We start from the raw sequence: 17,778 nt of genomic DNA on the forward strand, positions 1-17,778 counted from the left end.
TCCGGGCCGCCCCGGTCACCCGCACCACGGCACGGAAAGGCCCGGACCCCTGGGGGCCCGGGCCTTCCTCGACCGGCGGCGTCCGTCACGCCGCCACCGGTACCTCCGCCCCCGCGGTGTTGGTCGCCGGGGCGAGGGCCAGTTCCAGGACCTGGCGGACGTCCGTGACGGCGTGGACGTCGAGCTTCTCCAGGACCTCGGCCGGGACGTCGTCCAGGTCGGCCTCGTTGCGCTTGGGGATGATCACCGTGGTCACCCCGGCGCGGTGGGCGGCCAGCAGCTTCTGCTTGACGCCGCCGATGGGCAGCACCCGGCCGGTCAGGGACACCTCGCCGGTCATCGCCACGTCCGTGCGGACCAGGCGGCCGCTGAGCAGCGACGCCAGGGCCGTCGTCATGGTGACGCCCGCGCTCGGCCCGTCCTTGGGGACCGCGCCGGCCGGGAAGTGGATGTGCACACCCCGGTCCTTCAGGTCGCCGACCGGCAGCTCCAGCTCGGCCCCGCGCGAGCGCAGGAAGCTGAGCGCGATCTGCGCGGACTCCTTCATCACGTCGCCGAGCTGGCCGGTCAGGGTCAGCCCCGCGGCGCCCGTCTCCGGGTCGGCCAGCGACGCCTCCACGTAGAGAACGTCACCGCCGGCGCCGGTGACCGCGAGTCCGGTGGCGACACCGGGCACCGCCGTCCGCCGCTCCGCCGGGTCCTGCGCGGACTCGGGCACGTGGTGCGGCCGTCCGATCAGCGCGCGCAGGTCGGCGTCGGTCACCGTGAACGGCAGCTCCCGCTCGCCCAGTTCGTGCTGGGCGGCCACCTTGCGCAGCAGCCGGGCGACCGACCGCTCCAGGTTCCGGACGCCCGCCTCGCGGGTGTACTCGCCGGCGAGCTTGCGCAGCGCGCTCTCGTCGAGCGTGATCTCGTCCTTCTCCAGACCGGCTCGCTCCAGCTGGCGCGGGAGCAGGTGGTCGCGGGCGATGACGACCTTCTCGTCCTCGGTGTAGCCGTCCAGGCGGACCAGCTCCATGCGGTCGAGCAGGGCCTCCGGGATGGCTTCGAGCACGTTGGCCGTGGCCAGGAAGACCACGTCGGAGAGGTCGAGCTCGACCTCCAGGTAGTGGTCGCGGAAGGTGTGGTTCTGCGCCGGGTCGAGCACTTCGAGCAGGGCCGCGGCGGGGTCGCCGCGGAAGTCGGAGCCGACCTTGTCGATCTCGTCGAGCAGCACGACCGGGTTCATCGACCCGGCCTCCTTGATGGCGCGGACGATCCGGCCGGGCAGCGCGCCCACGTACGTACGGCGGTGGCCGCGGATCTCGGCCTCGTCCCGCACGCCGCCGAGGGCGACCCGGACGAACTTGCGGCCCATGGCGTGCGCGACGGACTCGCCCAGCGAGGTCTTGCCGACTCCGGGGGGTCCGACGAGCGCCAGCACGGCACCGCCGCGCCGCCCGCCGATCACACCGAGGCCGCGCTCGCTGCGCCGCTTGCGCACCGCGAGGTACTCGGTGATGCGCTCCTTCACGTCCTGGAGTCCCGCGTGCTCGGCGTCCAGGATCGCGCGTGCGCCCTGGATGTCGTACGCGGAGGCGCTGTCGTCGGTGCGCTCGTTCCACGGGAGTTCGAGCACGGTGTCGAGCCAGGTGCGGATCCAGGAGCCCTCGGGCGACTGGTCGCTCGCGCGCTCCAGCTTCTCGACCTCCTTGAGGGCGGCCTCGCGGACCTTCTCGGGGAGGTCGGCGGCCTCGACGCGGGCGCGGTAGTCGTCCGACTCCTCGCCGTCCTGGGAATCGCCGTTCAGCTCGCGCAGTTCCTTGCGTACGGCTTCGAGCTGGCGGCGCAGCAGGAACTCGCGCTGCTGCTTGTCGACGCCTTCCTGGACGTCCTTGGCGATGGACTCGGCGACGTCCTGCTCGGCGAGGTGCTCGCGGAGCTGTTCGGTGGCGAGCTTCAGCCGGGCGACCGGGTCGGCGGTCTCCAGCAGCGCCACCTTCTGTTCCGTGGACAGGAAGGGCGAGTAGCCGGAGTTGTCGGCGAGGGCGGAGACGTCGTCGATGGCCTGGACGCGGTCCACGACCTGCCAGGCGCCGCGCTTGCGCAGCCAGCTGGTGGCGAGGGCCTTGTACTCCTTGACCAAGTCCGCGACCTGGCCGGGCAGCGGGTCGGGCACGGTCTCCTCGATCCGGGTGCCCTCGACCCAGAGGGCGGCGCCGGGGCCGGTGGTCCCCGCGCCGATCTTCACGCGCCCACGGCCGCGGATCAGCGCGCCCGGGTCGCCGTCGGCCAGGCGGCCGACCTGCTCGACGGTGCCGAGCACGCCGGTGCCCGGGTACGACCCGTCGATGCGTGGCACCAGCAGCACCTTCGGCTTGCCCGGTTCGGACCGCGCGGCGGCCTGGGCGGCCTCCACGGCGGCGCGGACGTCGGCGTCGTTCAGGTCCAGCGGAACCACCATCCCGGGCAGCACGACCTCGTCGTCGAGCGGCAGCACGGGCAGGGTGAGCGGTGTGGACGTCGAAGCCATGATCTCCCCTTCGGCAGTCAAGTTGAGCTATGCCGACTCAATGCGCCTGGGCCGTTGATTGTTCCCCGGGCCGCGTTCGCTCTCAGCGATCACCTCTGCCGCCCGGGGCGAGGACCCGCGTACCGTCCGAGAGGTAATACTCCATGACGACCAATGACCATTACGGGGGATGCGGTGACCGGGATCGTACGGGCCTGGGTGGACGGGTGGGTCGTCTCGCGCGGGGCGGCGCCGCCCGCGGTCGAGCCCTGGGGGTTCACGGTCGACGTGGGACTGCCGGAGCACGTGACCCGGCACGTCCTCGCGGCGACCGGGGACGCCGTCGAGGAGTCGGCCGTGCGCGAGGTGGCGGACACGGTGACCGGGGCCGGCGTGTGGCTCAAGGTCTTCGCGGACCCGGGGGTCGTGGGGCCCTGGCTCGGCCGCGGCTGGCACGTGGACCCGGAGCCGGGATTCCTCATGACCGGCCCGCTGACCACCGCCGGCCCGGCGGACCCGGGAGCGGCCGACGGCGGACGCGCGCTGCCGGACGGCTACCGGCTGCGCACCTGGTCGCGCGGCGGCGCCGGGCACGCCCTCGTCCTCGCGGCGGACGGCTCGTGGGCCGCGCACGGGCACGTCGCCCCGACCGGCGCGACCGCGGTCTTCGACCGGATCGAGACGGCCCCCGCGCACCGCCGCAGGGGCCTCGGCCGGACGGTGATGCGCGCGCTCACCGGTCTGGCGGTCGCCGGGGGCGCCGGCACGGGGGTCCTGGCCGGCACACCGGAGGGGCGGGCGCTGTACGAGTCCCTGGGGTGGCGGGTGGACGCGCCGCTGACGAGCGCCCGGTTCACCGGATAATTCCGCGGGACCGCGGCGCCGCTGATGCCAGGATGGGCGCCATGACTGCCACGTACGACACCCCTGTGGTCATCGATCGCCGGGAGGGCCCGTACGGCGAGGTCGTGCTGCGGCGCCACGGAGGGCTGCTGCAGATCATCGCCAACGGCTGCTTCCTGATGGACACCTCCGACGGCCGCTCGGAGCGGCTGCTCGTCGACGCCGCGTACGACGCCCTGGACGGACGCGCGCTGCCCAGCGTGCTGATCGGGGGGCTCGGCGTCGGCTTCTCGCTCGCACACGCCGCCGCCGATCCCCGCTGGGGCCGCATCACGGTCGTGGAGCGCGAACCGGCCGTCATCGCCTGGCACCGCGAGGGCCCGCTGTCCGCCCTGTCCGCTGACGCCCTCGCCGACCCGCGGACCGCCGTCGTCGAGGCCGATCTCGTCGCGTACGTCAATGAGACATCCGACACGTACGACGCGCTGTGCCTTGACATCGACAACGGACCCGGCTGGACGGTCACCGAGGGCAACGACAGCCTGTACTCGCAGGCCGGACTGGCAAGCTGCGCAAGGGCGTTGAGGCCCGGCGGGGTGCTCGCCGTGTGGTCCGCGCAGCCCTCTCCGGAATTTGAAGGAACCTTGCGGAATGCCGGATTCCAACAGGTGCGTACCGAAGAGATCCCCGTTGCCCGGGGCGTTCCCGACGTGGTGCATCTCGCGGTAAGGCCTGGATAGCCGAGCCGTGGTGACTGCCCGTACTCTGCTTCCCTGACGCCGATCATTCAAGCGTCAAGCGCAGTCATGGGATCACCCCACGGATTCCGGAAAGCACACTTCAGGGGCGGGCGATGGAGCAGACACACACCTCCCACAACGGCACGGCGGCGACACCCGGCGCACAGCGCCGGGTGCTGGTGGTCGAGGACGACCCGACGATCGTCGACGCCATCGCGGCCCGTCTGCGAGCCGAGGGATTTCTCGTCCAGACCGCCGGTGACGGCCCGGCCGCCGTCGACACCGCCGAGGCCTGGCAGCCCGACCTGCTGATCCTCGACATCATGCTGCCCGGCTTCGACGGCCTGGAGGTCTGCCGCCGCGTGCAGGCCCAGCGCCCGGTGCCGGTGCTGATGCTCACGGCCCGCGACGACGAGACGGACATGCTGGTCGGGCTCGGCGTCGGCGCCGACGACTACATGACGAAGCCGTTCTCGATGCGTGAGCTGGCCGCCCGCGTGCACGTCCTGCTGCGCCGCGTGGAGCGTGCCGTGGTGGCCGCCTCCACGCCCCGCAGCGGCATCCTGCGGCTCGGCGAGCTGGAGATCGACCACGCGCAGCGCCGGGTCCGCGTCCGCTCGGAGGACGTGCACCTGACGCCCACCGAGTTCGACCTGCTGGTCTGCCTGGCGAACACCCCGCGCGCGGTGCTCTCCCGGGAGCAGCTGCTCGCCGAGGTCTGGGACTGGGCGGACGCCTCCGGCACCCGCACCGTCGACAGCCACATCAAGGCCCTGCGCCGGAAGATCGGCGCCGAGCGGATCCGTACGGTCCACGGCGTGGGCTACGCGCTGGAGACCCCGACTCCCTGAGCCGGGCCGCTGATCGGGACCTCGTGAGGGGGCGGATGTGATGACCGGGTCCGGGGGACGCAAGGGTGCGGGCCCCTGGGGAGGCGTGCGCCCCTTCTCGATCAAGACGAAGCTCGGCACGCTGGTCGTGGTCTCCGTCTTCATCACCACCGGTCTGCTGATGATCGCGGTGCGCACCGAGACCGAGCTGCGCTTCATCACCGTCTTCTCGATGATCGCCACGCTCCTGATCACGCAGTTCGTGGCGCACTCGCTCACCGCCCCGCTGGACGAGATGAACACGGTCGCCCGCTCCATCTCGCACGGCGACTACACACGCCGGGTGAGCGACGGGCGCCGCGACGAGCTGGGCGACCTGGCCCAGACAATCAACCTCATGGCGGACGAGCTGGAGGCCCAGGACCGCCAGCGCAAGGAGCTCGTGGCGAACGTCTCGCACGAGCTGCGCACCCCCATCGCCGGCCTGCGCGCCGTCCTGGAGAACGTGGTGGACGGCGTCTCGGCCGCCGATCCCGAGACCATGCGCACGGCCCTCAAGCAGACCGAGCGCCTCGGCCGCCTGGTGGAGACCCTGCTCGACCTCTCCCGCCTCGACAACGGCGTGGTCCCGCTGAAGAAGCGCCGCTTCGAGGTCTGGCCCTATCTGTCGGGCGTGCTGAAGGAGGCCAACATGGTCGCCTCCGCGCGCGCGGGGATCGCCTCGGGCTCCGGCAGCCACACGCGCACGGACGTCCATCTGCACCTCGACGTGTCCCCGCCGGAGCTGACCGCGCACGCGGACCCGGAGCGGATCCACCAGGTCGTCGCCAACCTCATCGACAACGCCGTCAAGCACAGCCCGCCGCACGGCCGGGTGACGGTGAAGGCCCGCCGGGGCGCCTACCCGGAGTCGCTGGACCTGGAGGTCCTGGACGAGGGCCCGGGCATCCCGAAGTCGGAGTGGCACCGGGTCTTCGAGCGGTTCAACCGCGGCGGCGTGCCCTCGCCGCACGGCCCCGGCAGCGACGGCGGCACGGGGCTGGGACTCGCCATCGCCCGCTGGGCGGTCGATCTGCACGGGGGCCGGATCGGAGTGGCCGAATCCCAGCGCGGTTGCCGGATCCAGGTCACCCTTCCGGGCCTGCCTTCGATGCCGAGTTGACGTAGGGTTCGAAGCGGAGCCTCAAGATCCACCTCTGTCCGTCCTGGCGGACACGTGTGAGCAGGCACAGGCCCGCACCCCAAGGGCGGTGCGGCCGGGCAGGCGTGCCCGTTCCGAAGCGGAACCACGCTTGTTTCCCGCCATTTCCAGCCCCGAAACACGCATTCTGATGTGACTTACACGACGATGACCAGCCCGGCCTGACCTTCTCGGCCAGGGAGGCGTAGCCTTTATTCCCGCTGTCCATCACCTTGTGAAGCGGAAGAGGGCGGTTGCCGCCGTGTCGCCACAGTCCCCCAGTAACTCGAGCATCTCGACCGACGACCAAGCCGGGAAGAACCCCGCCGCGGCCTTCGGTCCCAATGAGTGGCTCGTCGACGAGATCTATCAGCAGTACCTCCAGGACCCGAACTCGGTAGACCGAGCCTGGTGGGACTTCTTCGCCGATTACAAGCCGGGCGGCGCGACCGCCACGGCTGCGGCGGGTACTGCGGCCACGGGGGCCGCAGGCACCAGCGCCCCGGCTCCGGCTCCGGCTCCGGCCGCACCCGCCGCTCCGGCGAAGACCGCGCCAGCGGCTCCCGCGGCTCCGGCCCAGGCCGCCCCGGCGCAGGCTCCGGCCGCTCCGGCAGCCGCTCCGGCGGCGCCGAAGCCCGCTGCCGCCGCCCCGGCTCCCGCCAAGGCCGCTCCGGCCGCCGCGAAGCCGAAGGCCGCCGAGCCCGCGGGCGAGGCCCCCGAGGGCCCCGAGTACGTGACCCTGCGCGGTCCCGCCGGTGCCGTCGCGAAGAACATGAACGCCTCGCTCGAGCTGCCCACGGCCACGTCCGTGCGCGCCGTGCCGGTGAAGCTGCTCTTCGACAACCGCATCGTCATCAACAACCACCTGAAGCGCGCCCGAGGCGGGAAGATCTCCTTCACCCACCTCATCGGGTACGCGATGGTGCAGGCCATCAAGGCCATGCCGTCGATGAACTGGCACTACGCGGAGAAGGACGGGAAGCCCACCCTCGTCAAGCCGCCGCACGTCAACTTCGGCCTCGCCATCGACCTGGTGAAGCCCAACGGCGACCGCCAGCTGGTCGTCGCGGGCATCAAGAAGGCCGAGACGCTGAACTTCTTCGAGTTCTGGCAGGCCTACGAGGACATCGTCCGCCGCGCCCGTGACGGCAAGCTGACGATGGACGACTTCTCCGGGGTCACCGTCTCGCTGACCAACCCCGGCGGCCTCGGCACCGTCCACTCCGTCCCGCGCCTGATGCCCGGACAGTCGGTCATCATGGGCGTCGGCTCGATGGACTACCCGGCGGAGTTCCAGGGCACCTCCCAGGACACCCTGAACAAGCTCGGCATCTCGAAGGTCATGACGCTCACGTCGACCTACGACCACCGGGTCATCCAGGGCGCCGCGTCCGGCGAGTTCCTGCGCATCGTCGCGAACCTGCTGCTCGGCGAGAACGGCTTCTTCGACGAGATCTTCGAGGCGCTGCGCATCCCCTACGAGCCGGTCCGCTGGCTCAAGGACATCGACGCCTCGCACGACGACGACGTCACCAAGGCCGCGCGGGTCTTCGAGCTGATCCACTCCTACCGGGTCCGCGGCCACGTCATGGCCGACACCGACCCGCTGGAGTACCGCCAGCGCAAGCACCCCGACCTGGACATCACCGAGCACGGGCTCACCCTCTGGGACCTGGAGCGCGAGTTCGCCGTCGGCGGCTTCGCGGGCAAGTCCCTGATGAAGCTCCGCGACATCCTCGGCGTCCTGCGCGACTCGTACTGCCGCACCACCGGCGTCGAGTTCATGCACATCCAGGACCCGAAGCAGCGCAAGTGGATCCAGGACCGCATCGAGCGCTCGCACACCAAGCCGGAGCGCGAGGAGCAGCTGCGCATCCTGCGCCGGCTGAACGCCGCAGAGGCGTTCGAGACCTTCCTGCAGACGAAGTACGTCGGCCAGAAGCGCTTCTCCCTGGAGGGCGGCGAGTCCGTCATCCCGCTGCTCGACGCGGTGCTGGACTCGGCCGCCGAGTCGCGCCTGGACGAGGTCGTCATCGGCATGGCCCACCGCGGCCGCCTGAACGTCCTCGCGAACATCGTCGGCAAGTCGTACGCGCAGATCTTCCGCGAGTTCGAGGGCAACCTCGACCCGAAGTCGATGCACGGCTCCGGCGACGTGAAGTACCACCTGGGCGCCGAGGGGACCTTCACCGGCCTGGACGGCGAGCAGATCAAGGTCTCGCTGGCGGCCAACCCCTCGCACCTGGAGGCGGTCGACCCGATCCTGGAGGGCATCGCCCGCGCCAAGCAGGACATCATCAACAAGGGCGGCACGGACTTCACGGTCCTGCCGGTCGCCCTGCACGGTGACGCGGCCTTCGCCGGCCAGGGCGTCGTGGCCGAGACGCTGAACATGTCCCAGCTGCGCGGCTACCGCACCGGCGGCACGGTGCACGTCGTCATCAACAACCAGGTCGGCTTCACCGCCGCCCCGGAGTCCTCGCGCTCCTCGATGTACGCCACCGACGTGGCCCGCATGATCGAGGCGCCGATCTTCCACGTGAACGGCGACGACCCCGAGGCCGTCGTCCGCGTCGCTCGCCTGGCCTTCGAGTTCCGCCAGGCGTTCAACAAGGACGTCGTCATCGACCTCATCTGCTACCGCCGCCGCGGTCACAACGAGTCGGACAACCCGGCGTTCACCCAGCCGCTGATGTACGACCTGATCGACAAGAAGCGCTCGGTGCGCAAGCTCTACACCGAGTCCCTGATCGGTCGCGGCGACATCACCCTGGAAGAGGCCGAGCAGGCGCTGCAGGACTACCAGGGCCAGCTGGAGAAGGTCTTCACCGAGGTCCGCGAGGCCACCTCGCAGCCGGGTGAGGCGCCCGTCTCCGACCCGCAGGCCCAGTTCCCGGTCGCCGTGAACACCGCGGTCTCCGCGGAGGTCGTCAAGCGGATCGCCGAGTCCCAGGTCAACATCCCCGACCGGGTCACCGTCCACCCGCGCCTGCTGCCCCAGCTGCAGCGCCGCGCGGCGATGGTCGAGGACGGCACGATCGACTGGGGCATGGGCGAGACGCTCGCCATCGGCTCCCTGCTCCTGGAGGGCACCCCGGTGCGCCTCTCGGGCCAGGACTCCCGCCGCGGCACGTTCGGCCAGCGCCACGCGGTCCTCATCGACCGGGAGACCGGCGAGGACTACACCCCGCTGCTGTACCTGTCCGAGGACCAGGCCCGTTACAACGTCTACGACTCGCTCCTCAGCGAGTACGCGGCGATGGGCTTCGAGTACGGCTACTCGCTCGCGAGGCCGGAGTCCCTGGTCATGTGGGAGGCCCAGTTCGGCGACTTCGTCAACGGCGCCCAGACGGTCGTGGACGAGTTCATCTCCTCGGCGGAGCAGAAGTGGGGCCAGACGTCCGGCGTCACGCTGCTGCTGCCGCACGGCTACGAGGGCCAGGGCCCGGACCACTCGTCCGCCCGCCCGGAGCGCTTCCTCCAGCTGTGCGCGCAGAACAACATGACGGTCGCGATGCCGACCCTGCCGTCGAACTACTTCCACCTCCTGCGGTGGCAGGTGCACAACCCGCACCACAAGCCGCTGGTGGTCTTCACCCCGAAGTCGATGCTGCGCCTGAAGGCGGCCGCGTCGAAGGCGGAGGAGTTCACGACGGGCCAGTTCCGCCCGGTCATCGGCGACGCGTCGGCCGACCCGGCCGCGGTCCGCAAGGTGGTGTTCTGCGCCGGCAAGGTCTACTACGACCTGGAGGCGGAGCGCACCAAGCGCGGTGTCACGGACACGGCCATCATCCGCATCGAGCGCCTGTACCCGCTGCCGGGTGCCGAGCTCCAGGCGGAGATCGCCAAGTACCCGAACGCCGAGAAGTACCTGTGGGCCCAGGAGGAGCCGGCGAACCAGGGCGCGTGGCCCTTCATCGCCCTCAACCTGATCGACCACCTGGACCTGGCGGTCGGCGCGGACGTCCCGCACGGCGAGCGGCTGCGGCGCATCTCGCGTCCGCACTCGTCCTCCCCGGCGGTGGGTTCGGCCAAGCGCCACCAGGCCGAGCAGGAGCAGCTGGTGCGTGAGGTGTTCGAGGCCTGAGCCTCTGAGCACCGCCGAGCGAGCACGAGCCGGCCCCGCCGCCCCACCGGGCGGCGGGGCCGGCTTCGTCGTCGGGGGGGGGGAGCCGGAGGCGGTACGGGGAGGCGTGCGGGTGCCGCCTAACCTGGAGGGGTACGACCCCCGGCCGGTCAGCGCCGGCCCAGCCCCAGGAGAGCATCCGTGTACTTCACCGACCGTGGCATCGAGGAACTGGAGAAGCGGCGCGGCGAGGAGGAGGTCACCTTCGAGTGGCTCGCCGAGCAGCTGCGCACGTTCGTCGACCTCAACCCGGACTTCGAGGTGCCGGTCGAGCGGCTCGCGACCTGGCTGGCGCGGCTGGACGACGAGGACGACGAGGAGTAGGACGGCCCCCGGCACGGACGGGGACCGCCGCCGTACGGCTCGCCCTCGGCTGCGGCGGCACCGTCCTGCTGGCCGCGGCGGCCCGGCGCGGGGCCGGACCGCCGCGGGAGCCACGGCAGGAGCTGATCGACCGGTGAACCCGGCCGGTGACCCGGCGGCCGGGGTCAGCCGAGGGGACGGCGGGGCGTCAGCCGCGGTCGCGGAGGCGGTCGTACGCGAGGCCGAGGACGCCGTGGGTCAGCAGCAGGGCCCCGGAGGCGATCCAGCCGCCGCTGCGGCACCGGACTCCGTAGGCGCCGACGGCCAGCCCCACGGCGAGCTGCACGGCCGCCAGTGCCCGCACCGGCGGCCGGTGGCCGCCCGGTGCGGGCCGGTGTCCGAGGTGACCGGCCCGGACGGCCCGGAACGCGGGCTCCGCATGGGCGTCCTCGACGGCCCCGGGCTCCAGGCGAACGTCTTCGGCGGCCCCAGTTTCTACGCCGACTTCCGGACGGACGCCTTCAGGCACCGTCCCGGCGTCCTCGTGGCCGTCGGACCAGGTGATCGTGCGGGCGCCGGGCAGGGCGCGGGCGTTCTCGCACAGGCGGCCGGCCGGGAGGCCGGGGGCCAGGCCGTCCGGCAGGGTCACGCCCGCGCGCATGAGGACGGCGAGCAGACCGCGCAGGCGGGCCCGGGCGTCGGCCGCCGCGTCGGGCCGGGTCAGCCGCTCCAGTGCCTCCATGTCGAGGACGGGGTCGAGGCCGAGGCGAGCGGCGAAGGTGCGCATCGCCTCGTCCTGGGCCACCGGGGTGCCGTTCGTGAGCCATTCGTAGCTCACGGGGCGGCGGAATCCCGAGGCCAGGCTGTAGCCGCTGCGGTCGGCGTCCCACCACAGGGCGAGCACCGGCCAGGGAGCGCTCACGGCGAGGGCCGCCGCCCAGCCGGTCAGGACCCGGTCGACCGGTTCGGTGCCATCGGCCCAGGGCGTGCCCGCGGGCACGAGGGCGCTCCACTCGCCGCCGGCCCCGATGAGCTCCATCCGCTCCCGCAGCAGCCGGGCGGCGGGGGCCACGGTGTCGGGGTCCGCCCGGCAGAGCAGGACGGCGCCGGCGGGCGAGGCCGCGGGCACGTCGGGGGTGGTCGGCATGCTTCTACGGTAGGTCGACCCGCGCCCGAAGTGCCCCTTTTGTTGCCCCCGATGGCCATGGTGACCCTGCGTCACGTTCACGGAAACGAGTGTCTTGACTTTCCGGACCCGCGATATATCGTGTTCCGTGGAAGACGCGATATGGCGTGTCGCGTCCCATCCGGCCGAGGAGGTCGCATCATGTCCGAGTGGTCCGTCGCAGAGCCCGGGAAACTGACGTTCGACGACCCCGTGACGACGCTCCACGTGCGCATCGTCAACGGAACGGTGAACGTCGTGGGCACCGACGAGGGTTCCGCCCGGCTGGAGGTCTCCGAGCTGGAGGGCCCTCCCCTGGTCGTGAAGCAGACGGGCGGCACCCTGACCGTCGCCTATGAGGACCTCCCCTGGAAGGGCTTCCTCAAGTGGCTCGACCCGATGGGCTGGCGCCGCAGCGCGGTCGTCTCGCTGGCCGTCCCGGCGGGGACCCGGATCGAGGTGGGCGTCGTGGGCGCCGCCGCCGTGGTGTCCGGCACGGACGGCCGGGTGGAGGTCAAGGGCGTCTCGGGCGACACGACCCTGGTCGGAATAGCGGGCCCGGTCCGCGTGAGCACCGTCTCGGGGAATCTGGAGGCCCAGGCGGTCACCGGCGACCTGCGCTTCAACTCCGTCTCGGGCGACCTGACCGTCGTCGAGGGCTCCGGTTCCTGCGTGCGGGCCGAGTCCGTGAGCGGCTCGATGATCGTGGACCTCGACGCCACGGCCAGCGCGACCGACGTCCAGCTGACGAACGTGTCGGGTGAGATCGCCGTCCGGCTGCCGCATCCGGCGGACGCCGAGGTGGAGGCCAACACCGCGAGCGGCACGGTCTCCAGTGCCTTCGAGGACCTGCGGGTCAGCGGGCACTGGGGCGCCAAGACCATCACCGGCCGGCTGGGCGCGGGCAACGGCAGGCTGAAGGCGACGACCACCTCCGGCTCCATCGCCCTGCTGCGGCGGCCACCCGCGGAGGACGAGCCGCCGACCGACGGACCGACCGACAAGAAGGTGCTCTGAGATGCCTCCCGTCTTCGCCCACGGCCGCCTGCGGCTCTATCTGCTCAAGCTGCTGGACGAGGCCCCCCGCCACGGGTACGAGGTGATCCGCCTCCTGGAGGAGCGCTTCCAGGGGCTGTACGCCCCCTCGGCCGGCACCGTCTACCCCCGCCTCGCCAAGCTGGAGGCCGAGGGACTGGTCACCCACACCACCGAGGGCGGCCGCAAGGTGTACGCCATCACGGACGCGGGCCGCGCCGAACTGGCCGACCGCAGCGGTGAGCTGGCCGACCTGGAGCTGGAGATCCGCGAGTCGGTCGCCGAGCTCGCCGCCGAGATCCGGGCCGACGTGCGGGGCGCCGCGGGCGATCTGCGGCGCGAGATGCGGGCGGCGGCCCGGGAGGCCCGGCGCGGGTCCCCGGGGGACTCCGCGGCCGGCGAGCGGCAGGGGCACGCGGGCGGCTTCGGAACCGCCGCCGGTTCCGGCGACTTCGGCGACAAGGAGTCGTGGCGGCTCGCGAAGGAGGAGATGCGGCGGGTCAAGCAGGAGTGGAAGGAGCAGGCCCGGCGCGCCAAGGACGAGAGCCGGCGCGCCCGCGACGAGGCCCAGCGGGCCCGGCGGCAGGCCAAGGAGGCGCAGGAGAAGGTGCGCGCTCAGGCCCAGGAGGAGATGCAGCGCATGGCCAAGCGGGTCCAGGAGCAGGTGCAGGACCACTTCGCCCGCGGCGACTGGCCGACCGGGGTGCGCGAGGGCCTCAGCGAACTGGCCAAGGAGTTCGGCGACTTCGGCAAGGACTTCGGCAAGGGACTCGGCAAGGACTTCGGCTTCGGCCGCCCTGGACCGGCGACCCCGCCCGGACCGGAGCCCGAGTACACGGTCACGCGCGAGGACTTCCCCGCCGGATACGAGCCCTCCTGGGCGCACGAGGACTCCACCGGCGACCCGGCCCGCGACCTCGACCGTCTCCTGGACCGCTTCCGCGACGACATCCGCGACGCGGCCCGCGACCACGGCGTGACCGAGGCCCAACTGCGCGACGCCCGCCACCACTTGTCGACGGCGGCGGCACACATCGGAGCGACCCTGCGCGCCCCGAAGCCCTGAGCGGGCCGGCCCGGCGGGCAGTAGGGCGCGGGGTGGGCCCTCGGGGTCGCCCGGGGGCCCGGGTCGGCGCGATGTCGACCGGCGATCCAGACCGGACGCGACGCCACCCCGCGTCACGGAGCCGCGAATTGTTCCCGTCAGCCCGGCTCATGGGCGGGCGGCCATCCGGCAACCCGGGCCGCCGTACGTCTCCCGGCAGCTGAGGCCCGCCGTATGTCACCCGACGACCCGGACCCGCCGTAGGTGCCCAGGCGGCCCAGACCCCTGGGGCCACACCCGACGGCCAGGGGTCGGGCCGTGGGGGCCGTCACCCCGCCTTCGCCGCTCCCCCGCCCCAGAGGACGCGTCGCACGCCGTCGTACGTCACCCCGTGGTCGGCCAGGACCTCGGCGGGGACGCCGGGGCGGGCCGTGAGGGCGAGGAGCAGGTGCTCGTCGCCGATGTGCCGTTCCCGGTGGGCGAGGGCGACCCGGAGGGACTCGGTGAGCAGGTCCTTGGCCCCCCGGGTGAAGGAGGGCCGGCCCGGCCACCGGCCCCGGAGGCCACCGCCACCGGCGGCCAGGGCGCCGGAGCCGTGCGCCTCCTCGACGCGGGAGACGATCTCGGTGAGGTCGATACCGAGCCCGGAGAGGGCGTCGGCGTCGGCGCGGGTGAACCCTCCGCGGCGGCGGGCCTCGGCGAGGTCCCGGGCCACCGCGTCCCGGCGGTCGGCCAGCCCGAGCGAGGTCAGGGCGAACGACCCGCGGCTGCCCTTCCGGTCGAGCAGGGCGAGCAGCATGTGCGCCTCCTCGACCCGCTTCTCCCCCGCCTGTTCACAGTGCTCGACGGCACCCGTGACCACGGCGCGGGCGTCCTTGGTGAATCGCTCGAACATCACTGCCTCCCGTACTTCTTGTGCACGGCCTGTCTGCTCACGCCGAGTTCGGCCGCGATCTCCTGCCACGACCAGCCCTGGTTGCGCGCACTGCGCACCTGGACGGCCTCCAACTGCTCCAGCAGCCTTCGCAGGGCGGAGACGGCCCGCAGGCCGATCCGCGGATCACGGTCACCCGCACGCTCGGCGAGATCCGTCGCTTCGGTCATGATGTCAACGTACGTTGACACACGAGCCCTGTCAACCATGGTTGACATGACAGGCGCGGTGGAACGAAGGCGGACATGCCGACGGCGGGCCCGGAGAGTCCGGACCCGCCGTGGGGTGGAGCGGAGGGGGCGTCAGCCCGTGGTGAGCACGATCTTGCCGAACTGGTCGCCCGACTCCATCCGCGCGAAGCCCTCGCGGGCGCGGTCGAGCGGGAGGACGTCGTCGATCACGGGCCGCACACCGGTCGCGGCGCAGAAGGACAGCAGGTCCTCCAGCTCGTCCTTGGTGCCCATCGTGGAGCCGACGACCTTGAGTTCCAGGAAGAAGATCCGGGTCAGCTCCGCGTGGGAGGGGCGGTCCCCGCTGGTGGCACCGGAGATGACCACGGTGCCGCCGGGACGCAGGGACTTGACCGAGTGGGACCAGGTGGCGGCGCCGACGGTCTCGATCACGGCGTCCACCCGCTGCGGCAGCCGCGCACCGGACTCAAGGGCCTCCACGGCACCGAGCTCGACGGCACGCTTGCGCTTGGCCTCGTCGCGGCTGGTGGCGAAGACACGCAGCCCGGCTGCCTTGCCGAGCACGATCGCGGCGGTGGCGACACCGCCGCCGGCGCCCTGCACGAGGACGGAGTCACCGGGCCGTACGCCCGCGTTGGTGAAGAGCATGCGGTACGCCGTCAGCCAGGCGGTCGGCAGGCAGGCGGCCTCCTCGAAGGAGAGCTCCTTGGGCTTGGGCAGCACGTTCCATGTCGGGACGGACACCTGTTCGGCGAAGGTGCCCTGGTAGCGCTCGGTGAGGATCGAGCGCGGTTCGTCCGGTCCCACGCCGTGGCCGCTCTGGCCGATCACGGAGTGCAGGACGACTTCGTTGCCGTCCTGGTCGACGCCCGCGGCGTCACAGCCGAGGATCATCGGCAGCTTGTCGTCGGACAGGCCGACTCCACGCAGGGACCACAGGTCGTGGTGGTTGAGGGAGGCGGCCCTGACGTTCACGGTCGTCCAGCCGGGCCTCTGCTCGGGGGCCGGGCGCTCCCCCAACTCCAGGCCGTTCAGCGGCTGGTCACGGTCGATTCGGGCGGCGTAGGCAGCGAACATGACCATGACGATAGGCTCCGCCCCTCCCCGAAGGAACCACACCACTCTGTGACACGCGTCCCGTCACAAACCGGAAGGGCCAGGGGCCTGGGGCCAGGCCGGCCCATCCAACCTTCGAGCACGAGCGCACCCCGCGCCCCCCCAGGGGGGCATTCAGCGCATCCGGGGTTCGAGCACGGGCGCGCCCCACGACCCAGGGGGGGCAAAGTCAGCCCGTCCGGCGTTCGAGGACGAGCGCGGAGCGCGAAGGGGGGTCCGGGGGCGCAGCCCCCGGGGACGGGACGGGTAGGGGCGGAGGGGGCGAAAAACACCCGACCGGACCACCTGGCAGGTAAAAAATAGGGCGCCGCCGAAACCCCGGCGGAAAACACGCGGCCCCGCCGGGACGCATCCCGACGGGGCCACAGGCACAGACACAGGCACCGGCACCTCAGCGCCGAGCCACCCCCTCCGCCCGAGCGGCAGCGGCAACCGCGGCGGTCACCGCAGGAGCCACCCGCTCGTCGAACGGCGAGGGGATCACGTAGTCCGCGGCGAGGTCGTCCCCGACCACCGCGGCCAGCGCCTCGGCCGCCGCGATCTTCATCGTCTCCGTGATCCGGGAGGCCCGGACCTGGAGCGCACCGGCGAAGATGCCGGGGAAGGCGAGCACGTTGTTGATCTGGTTCGGGAAGTCGGACCGGCCGGTCGCCACGACGGCCGCGTACTTGTGCGCGACCTCCGGGTGGACCTCGGGGTCCGGGTTGGCCATGGCGAAGACGAACGCGCCCTCCGCCATCGAGGCCACCGCCGGCTCCGGGACCGTGCCGCCGGAGACGCCGATGAAGACGTCGGCGCCCGCGAGCGCCGACTCCAGCGAACCGGAGATGCCGGCCTTGTTGGTGATCTCGGCGAGCTCCCGCTTGACCGGGGTGAGGTCGTCCCGGTCCCGCGACACGATGCCCTTGCGGTCCGCGACGGCGACATCGCCGAGCCCCGCCTCCAGCAGGAACTTGGCGATGGCGATCCCGGCCGCACCGGCGCCCGAGATCACCGCGCGCAGCTCACCGAGCGAGCGCCCGGTCAGCCGTGCCGCGTTGCGCAGGGCGGCGAGGGTGACGACGGCGGTGCCGTGCTGGTCGTCGTGGAAGACCGGGATGTCCAGGCGCTCCTGGAGCTTGCGCTCGATCTCGAAGCACCGGGGTGCCGAGATGTCCTCCAGGTTCACGCCGCCGAAGGACGGGGCGAGCCGGACCACGGTCTCGACGATCTCGTCGACGCCCGTGCAGTCGAGGGCGATCGGCACGGCGTCGACGCCGCCGAACTGCTTGAAGAGGATGGCCTTGCCCTCCATGACGGGGAGCGAGGCCTCCGGACCGATGTCACCGAGTCCGAGCACGGCCGTGCCGTCGGTCACGACGGCGACGACGGACGACTTCCACGTGTAGTCGTGGACGAGTTCCGGCTGCTCGGCGATGGCGCTGCACACTTTCGCCACGCCGGGCGTGTACGCCAGGGACAGGTCGTCCTTGTCGCGGATCGGCACGGTGGCCTGCACGGCCATCTTGCCGCCACGGTGCAGCGCGAATGCCGGGTCGAAGGAATCGAGGGGCTCGGCCCCTCCCTCCTGATCCGTACTGCTGTCGCTGCGAGGATTGACGATCTCCGCTGCCACTTTGTTTTACCCCTTAAGTCTTCAAGGTTTGAGGGTGACCACTCCTGGTTGAGGCGTGGGCGGGCACCGCGTATGCCCTGCCGCCGTGGTTGCGTACGGGCGTATACGCGACGGGCGCGCCGCACACGCGCCCTGAGCCCCGGATGAGGGGTGTAAGGAACCTT

At 72.1% G+C, this 17,778-nt stretch carries 14 protein-coding genes; 8 read left to right on the forward strand and 6 right to left on the reverse strand.

Annotated features, from left to right (window positions below):
* Window positions 1-85 precede the first annotated feature (85 nt).
* Window positions 86-2,512: an endopeptidase La gene (gene lon, locus ACFYQQ_RS09940; RefSeq protein WP_355785395.1), complete on the reverse strand. Its 2,427-nt coding sequence runs from the start codon at window positions 2,510-2,512 to the stop codon at window positions 86-88.
* Window positions 2,513-2,686: 174 nt separating this feature from the next.
* Here lon and ACFYQQ_RS09945 point away from each other — a divergent pair, with 174 nt between their 5' ends.
* The 6 genes from ACFYQQ_RS09945 to ACFYQQ_RS09970 all read left to right on the forward strand — a co-directional run bounded on the left by ACFYQQ_RS09945 (window position 2,687) and on the right by ACFYQQ_RS09970 (window position 10,534).
* The gene (locus tag ACFYQQ_RS09945; RefSeq protein WP_355785392.1) at window positions 2,687-3,355 is read left to right on the forward strand and encodes a GNAT family N-acetyltransferase; all 669 of its coding nucleotides are present in this window, start codon (window positions 2,687-2,689) and stop codon (window positions 3,353-3,355) included.
* A gap of 41 nt (window positions 3,356-3,396) precedes the next feature.
* On the forward strand, window positions 3,397-4,074 hold the full coding sequence (locus ACFYQQ_RS09950; RefSeq protein ID WP_355785389.1) for a spermidine synthase: 678 nt from the start codon (window positions 3,397-3,399) through the stop codon (window positions 4,072-4,074).
* A gap of 113 nt (window positions 4,075-4,187) precedes the next feature.
* Complete coding sequence (locus ACFYQQ_RS09955; RefSeq protein ID WP_054236710.1) at window positions 4,188-4,925, forward strand: response regulator transcription factor; 738 nt, start codon at window positions 4,188-4,190, stop codon at window positions 4,923-4,925.
* A gap of 40 nt (window positions 4,926-4,965) precedes the next feature.
* On the forward strand, window positions 4,966-6,066 hold the full coding sequence (locus tag ACFYQQ_RS09960) for a HAMP domain-containing sensor histidine kinase (protein WP_355785386.1): 1,101 nt from the start codon (window positions 4,966-4,968) through the stop codon (window positions 6,064-6,066).
* A 280-nt stretch (window positions 6,067-6,346) separates the two neighbouring features.
* Window positions 6,347-10,171 (forward strand): multifunctional oxoglutarate decarboxylase/oxoglutarate dehydrogenase thiamine pyrophosphate-binding subunit/dihydrolipoyllysine-residue succinyltransferase subunit, encoded by a 3,825-nt coding sequence (locus tag ACFYQQ_RS09965; protein ID WP_356168614.1) that lies wholly within the window; start codon window positions 6,347-6,349, stop codon window positions 10,169-10,171.
* 180 nt (window positions 10,172-10,351) lie between these two features.
* Window positions 10,352-10,534, forward strand: coding sequence for a DUF6104 family protein (locus ACFYQQ_RS09970; protein WP_005312030.1), 183 nt, complete (start codon window positions 10,352-10,354; stop codon window positions 10,532-10,534).
* Between the two features lie 187 nt (window positions 10,535-10,721).
* Here the strand turns inward: ACFYQQ_RS09970 and ACFYQQ_RS09975 are convergent, their stop codons facing one another.
* Complete coding sequence (locus ACFYQQ_RS09975) at window positions 10,722-11,660, reverse strand: hypothetical protein (protein ID WP_356168610.1); 939 nt, start codon at window positions 11,658-11,660, stop codon at window positions 10,722-10,724.
* A gap of 180 nt (window positions 11,661-11,840) precedes the next feature.
* Between ACFYQQ_RS09975 and ACFYQQ_RS09980 the strand changes: the two genes are divergently transcribed.
* Both ACFYQQ_RS09980 and ACFYQQ_RS09985 read left to right on the forward strand, forming a co-directional pair.
* Window positions 11,841-12,695, forward strand: a complete 855-nt coding sequence (locus tag ACFYQQ_RS09980; protein WP_355786278.1) for a DUF4097 family beta strand repeat-containing protein — start codon at window positions 11,841-11,843, stop codon at window positions 12,693-12,695.
* Between the two features lies 1 nt (window position 12,696).
* Window positions 12,697-13,779, forward strand: coding sequence for a helix-turn-helix transcriptional regulator (locus ACFYQQ_RS09985; RefSeq protein WP_355786281.1), 1,083 nt, complete (start codon window positions 12,697-12,699; stop codon window positions 13,777-13,779).
* 307 nt (window positions 13,780-14,086) lie between these two features.
* Here ACFYQQ_RS09985 and ACFYQQ_RS09990 read toward each other — a convergent pair whose 3' ends face one another.
* The 4 genes from ACFYQQ_RS09990 to ACFYQQ_RS10005 all read right to left on the reverse strand — a co-directional run bounded on the left by ACFYQQ_RS09990 (window position 14,087) and on the right by ACFYQQ_RS10005 (window position 17,614).
* Entirely contained in the window at window positions 14,087-14,653 is a 567-nt protein-coding gene (locus ACFYQQ_RS09990; protein WP_356168606.1) for a Clp protease N-terminal domain-containing protein, read from the reverse strand.
* Complete coding sequence (locus ACFYQQ_RS09995) at window positions 14,653-14,862, reverse strand: helix-turn-helix domain-containing protein (protein ID WP_010984411.1); 210 nt, start codon at window positions 14,860-14,862, stop codon at window positions 14,653-14,655. Before ACFYQQ_RS09995 ends, ACFYQQ_RS09990 begins: the two co-directional genes overlap by 1 nt.
* A gap of 132 nt (window positions 14,863-14,994) precedes the next feature.
* Window positions 14,995-15,960 (reverse strand): zinc-binding dehydrogenase, encoded by a 966-nt coding sequence (locus ACFYQQ_RS10000; RefSeq protein ID WP_355788302.1) that lies wholly within the window; start codon window positions 15,958-15,960, stop codon window positions 14,995-14,997.
* Between the two features lie 430 nt (window positions 15,961-16,390).
* The gene (locus tag ACFYQQ_RS10005; RefSeq protein ID WP_355788304.1) at window positions 16,391-17,614 is read right to left on the reverse strand and encodes an NADP-dependent malic enzyme; all 1,224 of its coding nucleotides are present in this window, start codon (window positions 17,612-17,614) and stop codon (window positions 16,391-16,393) included.
* Window positions 17,615-17,778: the final 164 nt, after the last annotated feature.

The organism is Streptomyces sp. NPDC005496 (genome assembly GCF_042872045.1).
GTDB lineage: Bacteria > Actinomycetota > Actinomycetes > Streptomycetales > Streptomycetaceae > Streptomyces.

Excerpts from the sequence above, each read along its gene's own strand:
- ACFYQQ_RS09985 (WP_355786281.1), top strand. The coding sequence starts at position 12,697 with ATGCCTCCCGTCTTCGCCCACGGCCGCCTGCGGCTCTATCTGCTCAAG.
- ACFYQQ_RS09975 (WP_356168610.1), bottom strand. The coding sequence starts at position 11,660 with ATGCCGACCACCCCCGACGTGCCCGCGGCCTCGCCCGCCGGCGCCGTC.
- ACFYQQ_RS09990 (WP_356168606.1), bottom strand. The coding sequence starts at position 14,653 with ATGTTCGAGCGATTCACCAAGGACGCCCGCGCCGTGGTCACGGGTGCC.
- ACFYQQ_RS09980 (WP_355786278.1), top strand. The coding sequence starts at position 11,841 with ATGTCCGAGTGGTCCGTCGCAGAGCCCGGGAAACTGACGTTCGACGAC.
- ACFYQQ_RS09955 (WP_054236710.1), top strand. The coding sequence starts at position 4,188 with ATGGAGCAGACACACACCTCCCACAACGGCACGGCGGCGACACCCGGC.
- ACFYQQ_RS09950 (WP_355785389.1), top strand. The coding sequence starts at position 3,397 with ATGACTGCCACGTACGACACCCCTGTGGTCATCGATCGCCGGGAGGGC.
- ACFYQQ_RS09995 (WP_010984411.1), bottom strand. The coding sequence starts at position 14,862 with ATGACCGAAGCGACGGATCTCGCCGAGCGTGCGGGTGACCGTGATCCG.
- ACFYQQ_RS10000 (WP_355788302.1), bottom strand. The coding sequence starts at position 15,960 with ATGTTCGCTGCCTACGCCGCCCGAATCGACCGTGACCAGCCGCTGAAC.
- lon (WP_355785395.1), bottom strand. The coding sequence starts at position 2,512 with ATGGCTTCGACGTCCACACCGCTCACCCTGCCCGTGCTGCCGCTCGAC.
- ACFYQQ_RS09960 (WP_355785386.1), top strand. The coding sequence starts at position 4,966 with ATGACCGGGTCCGGGGGACGCAAGGGTGCGGGCCCCTGGGGAGGCGTG.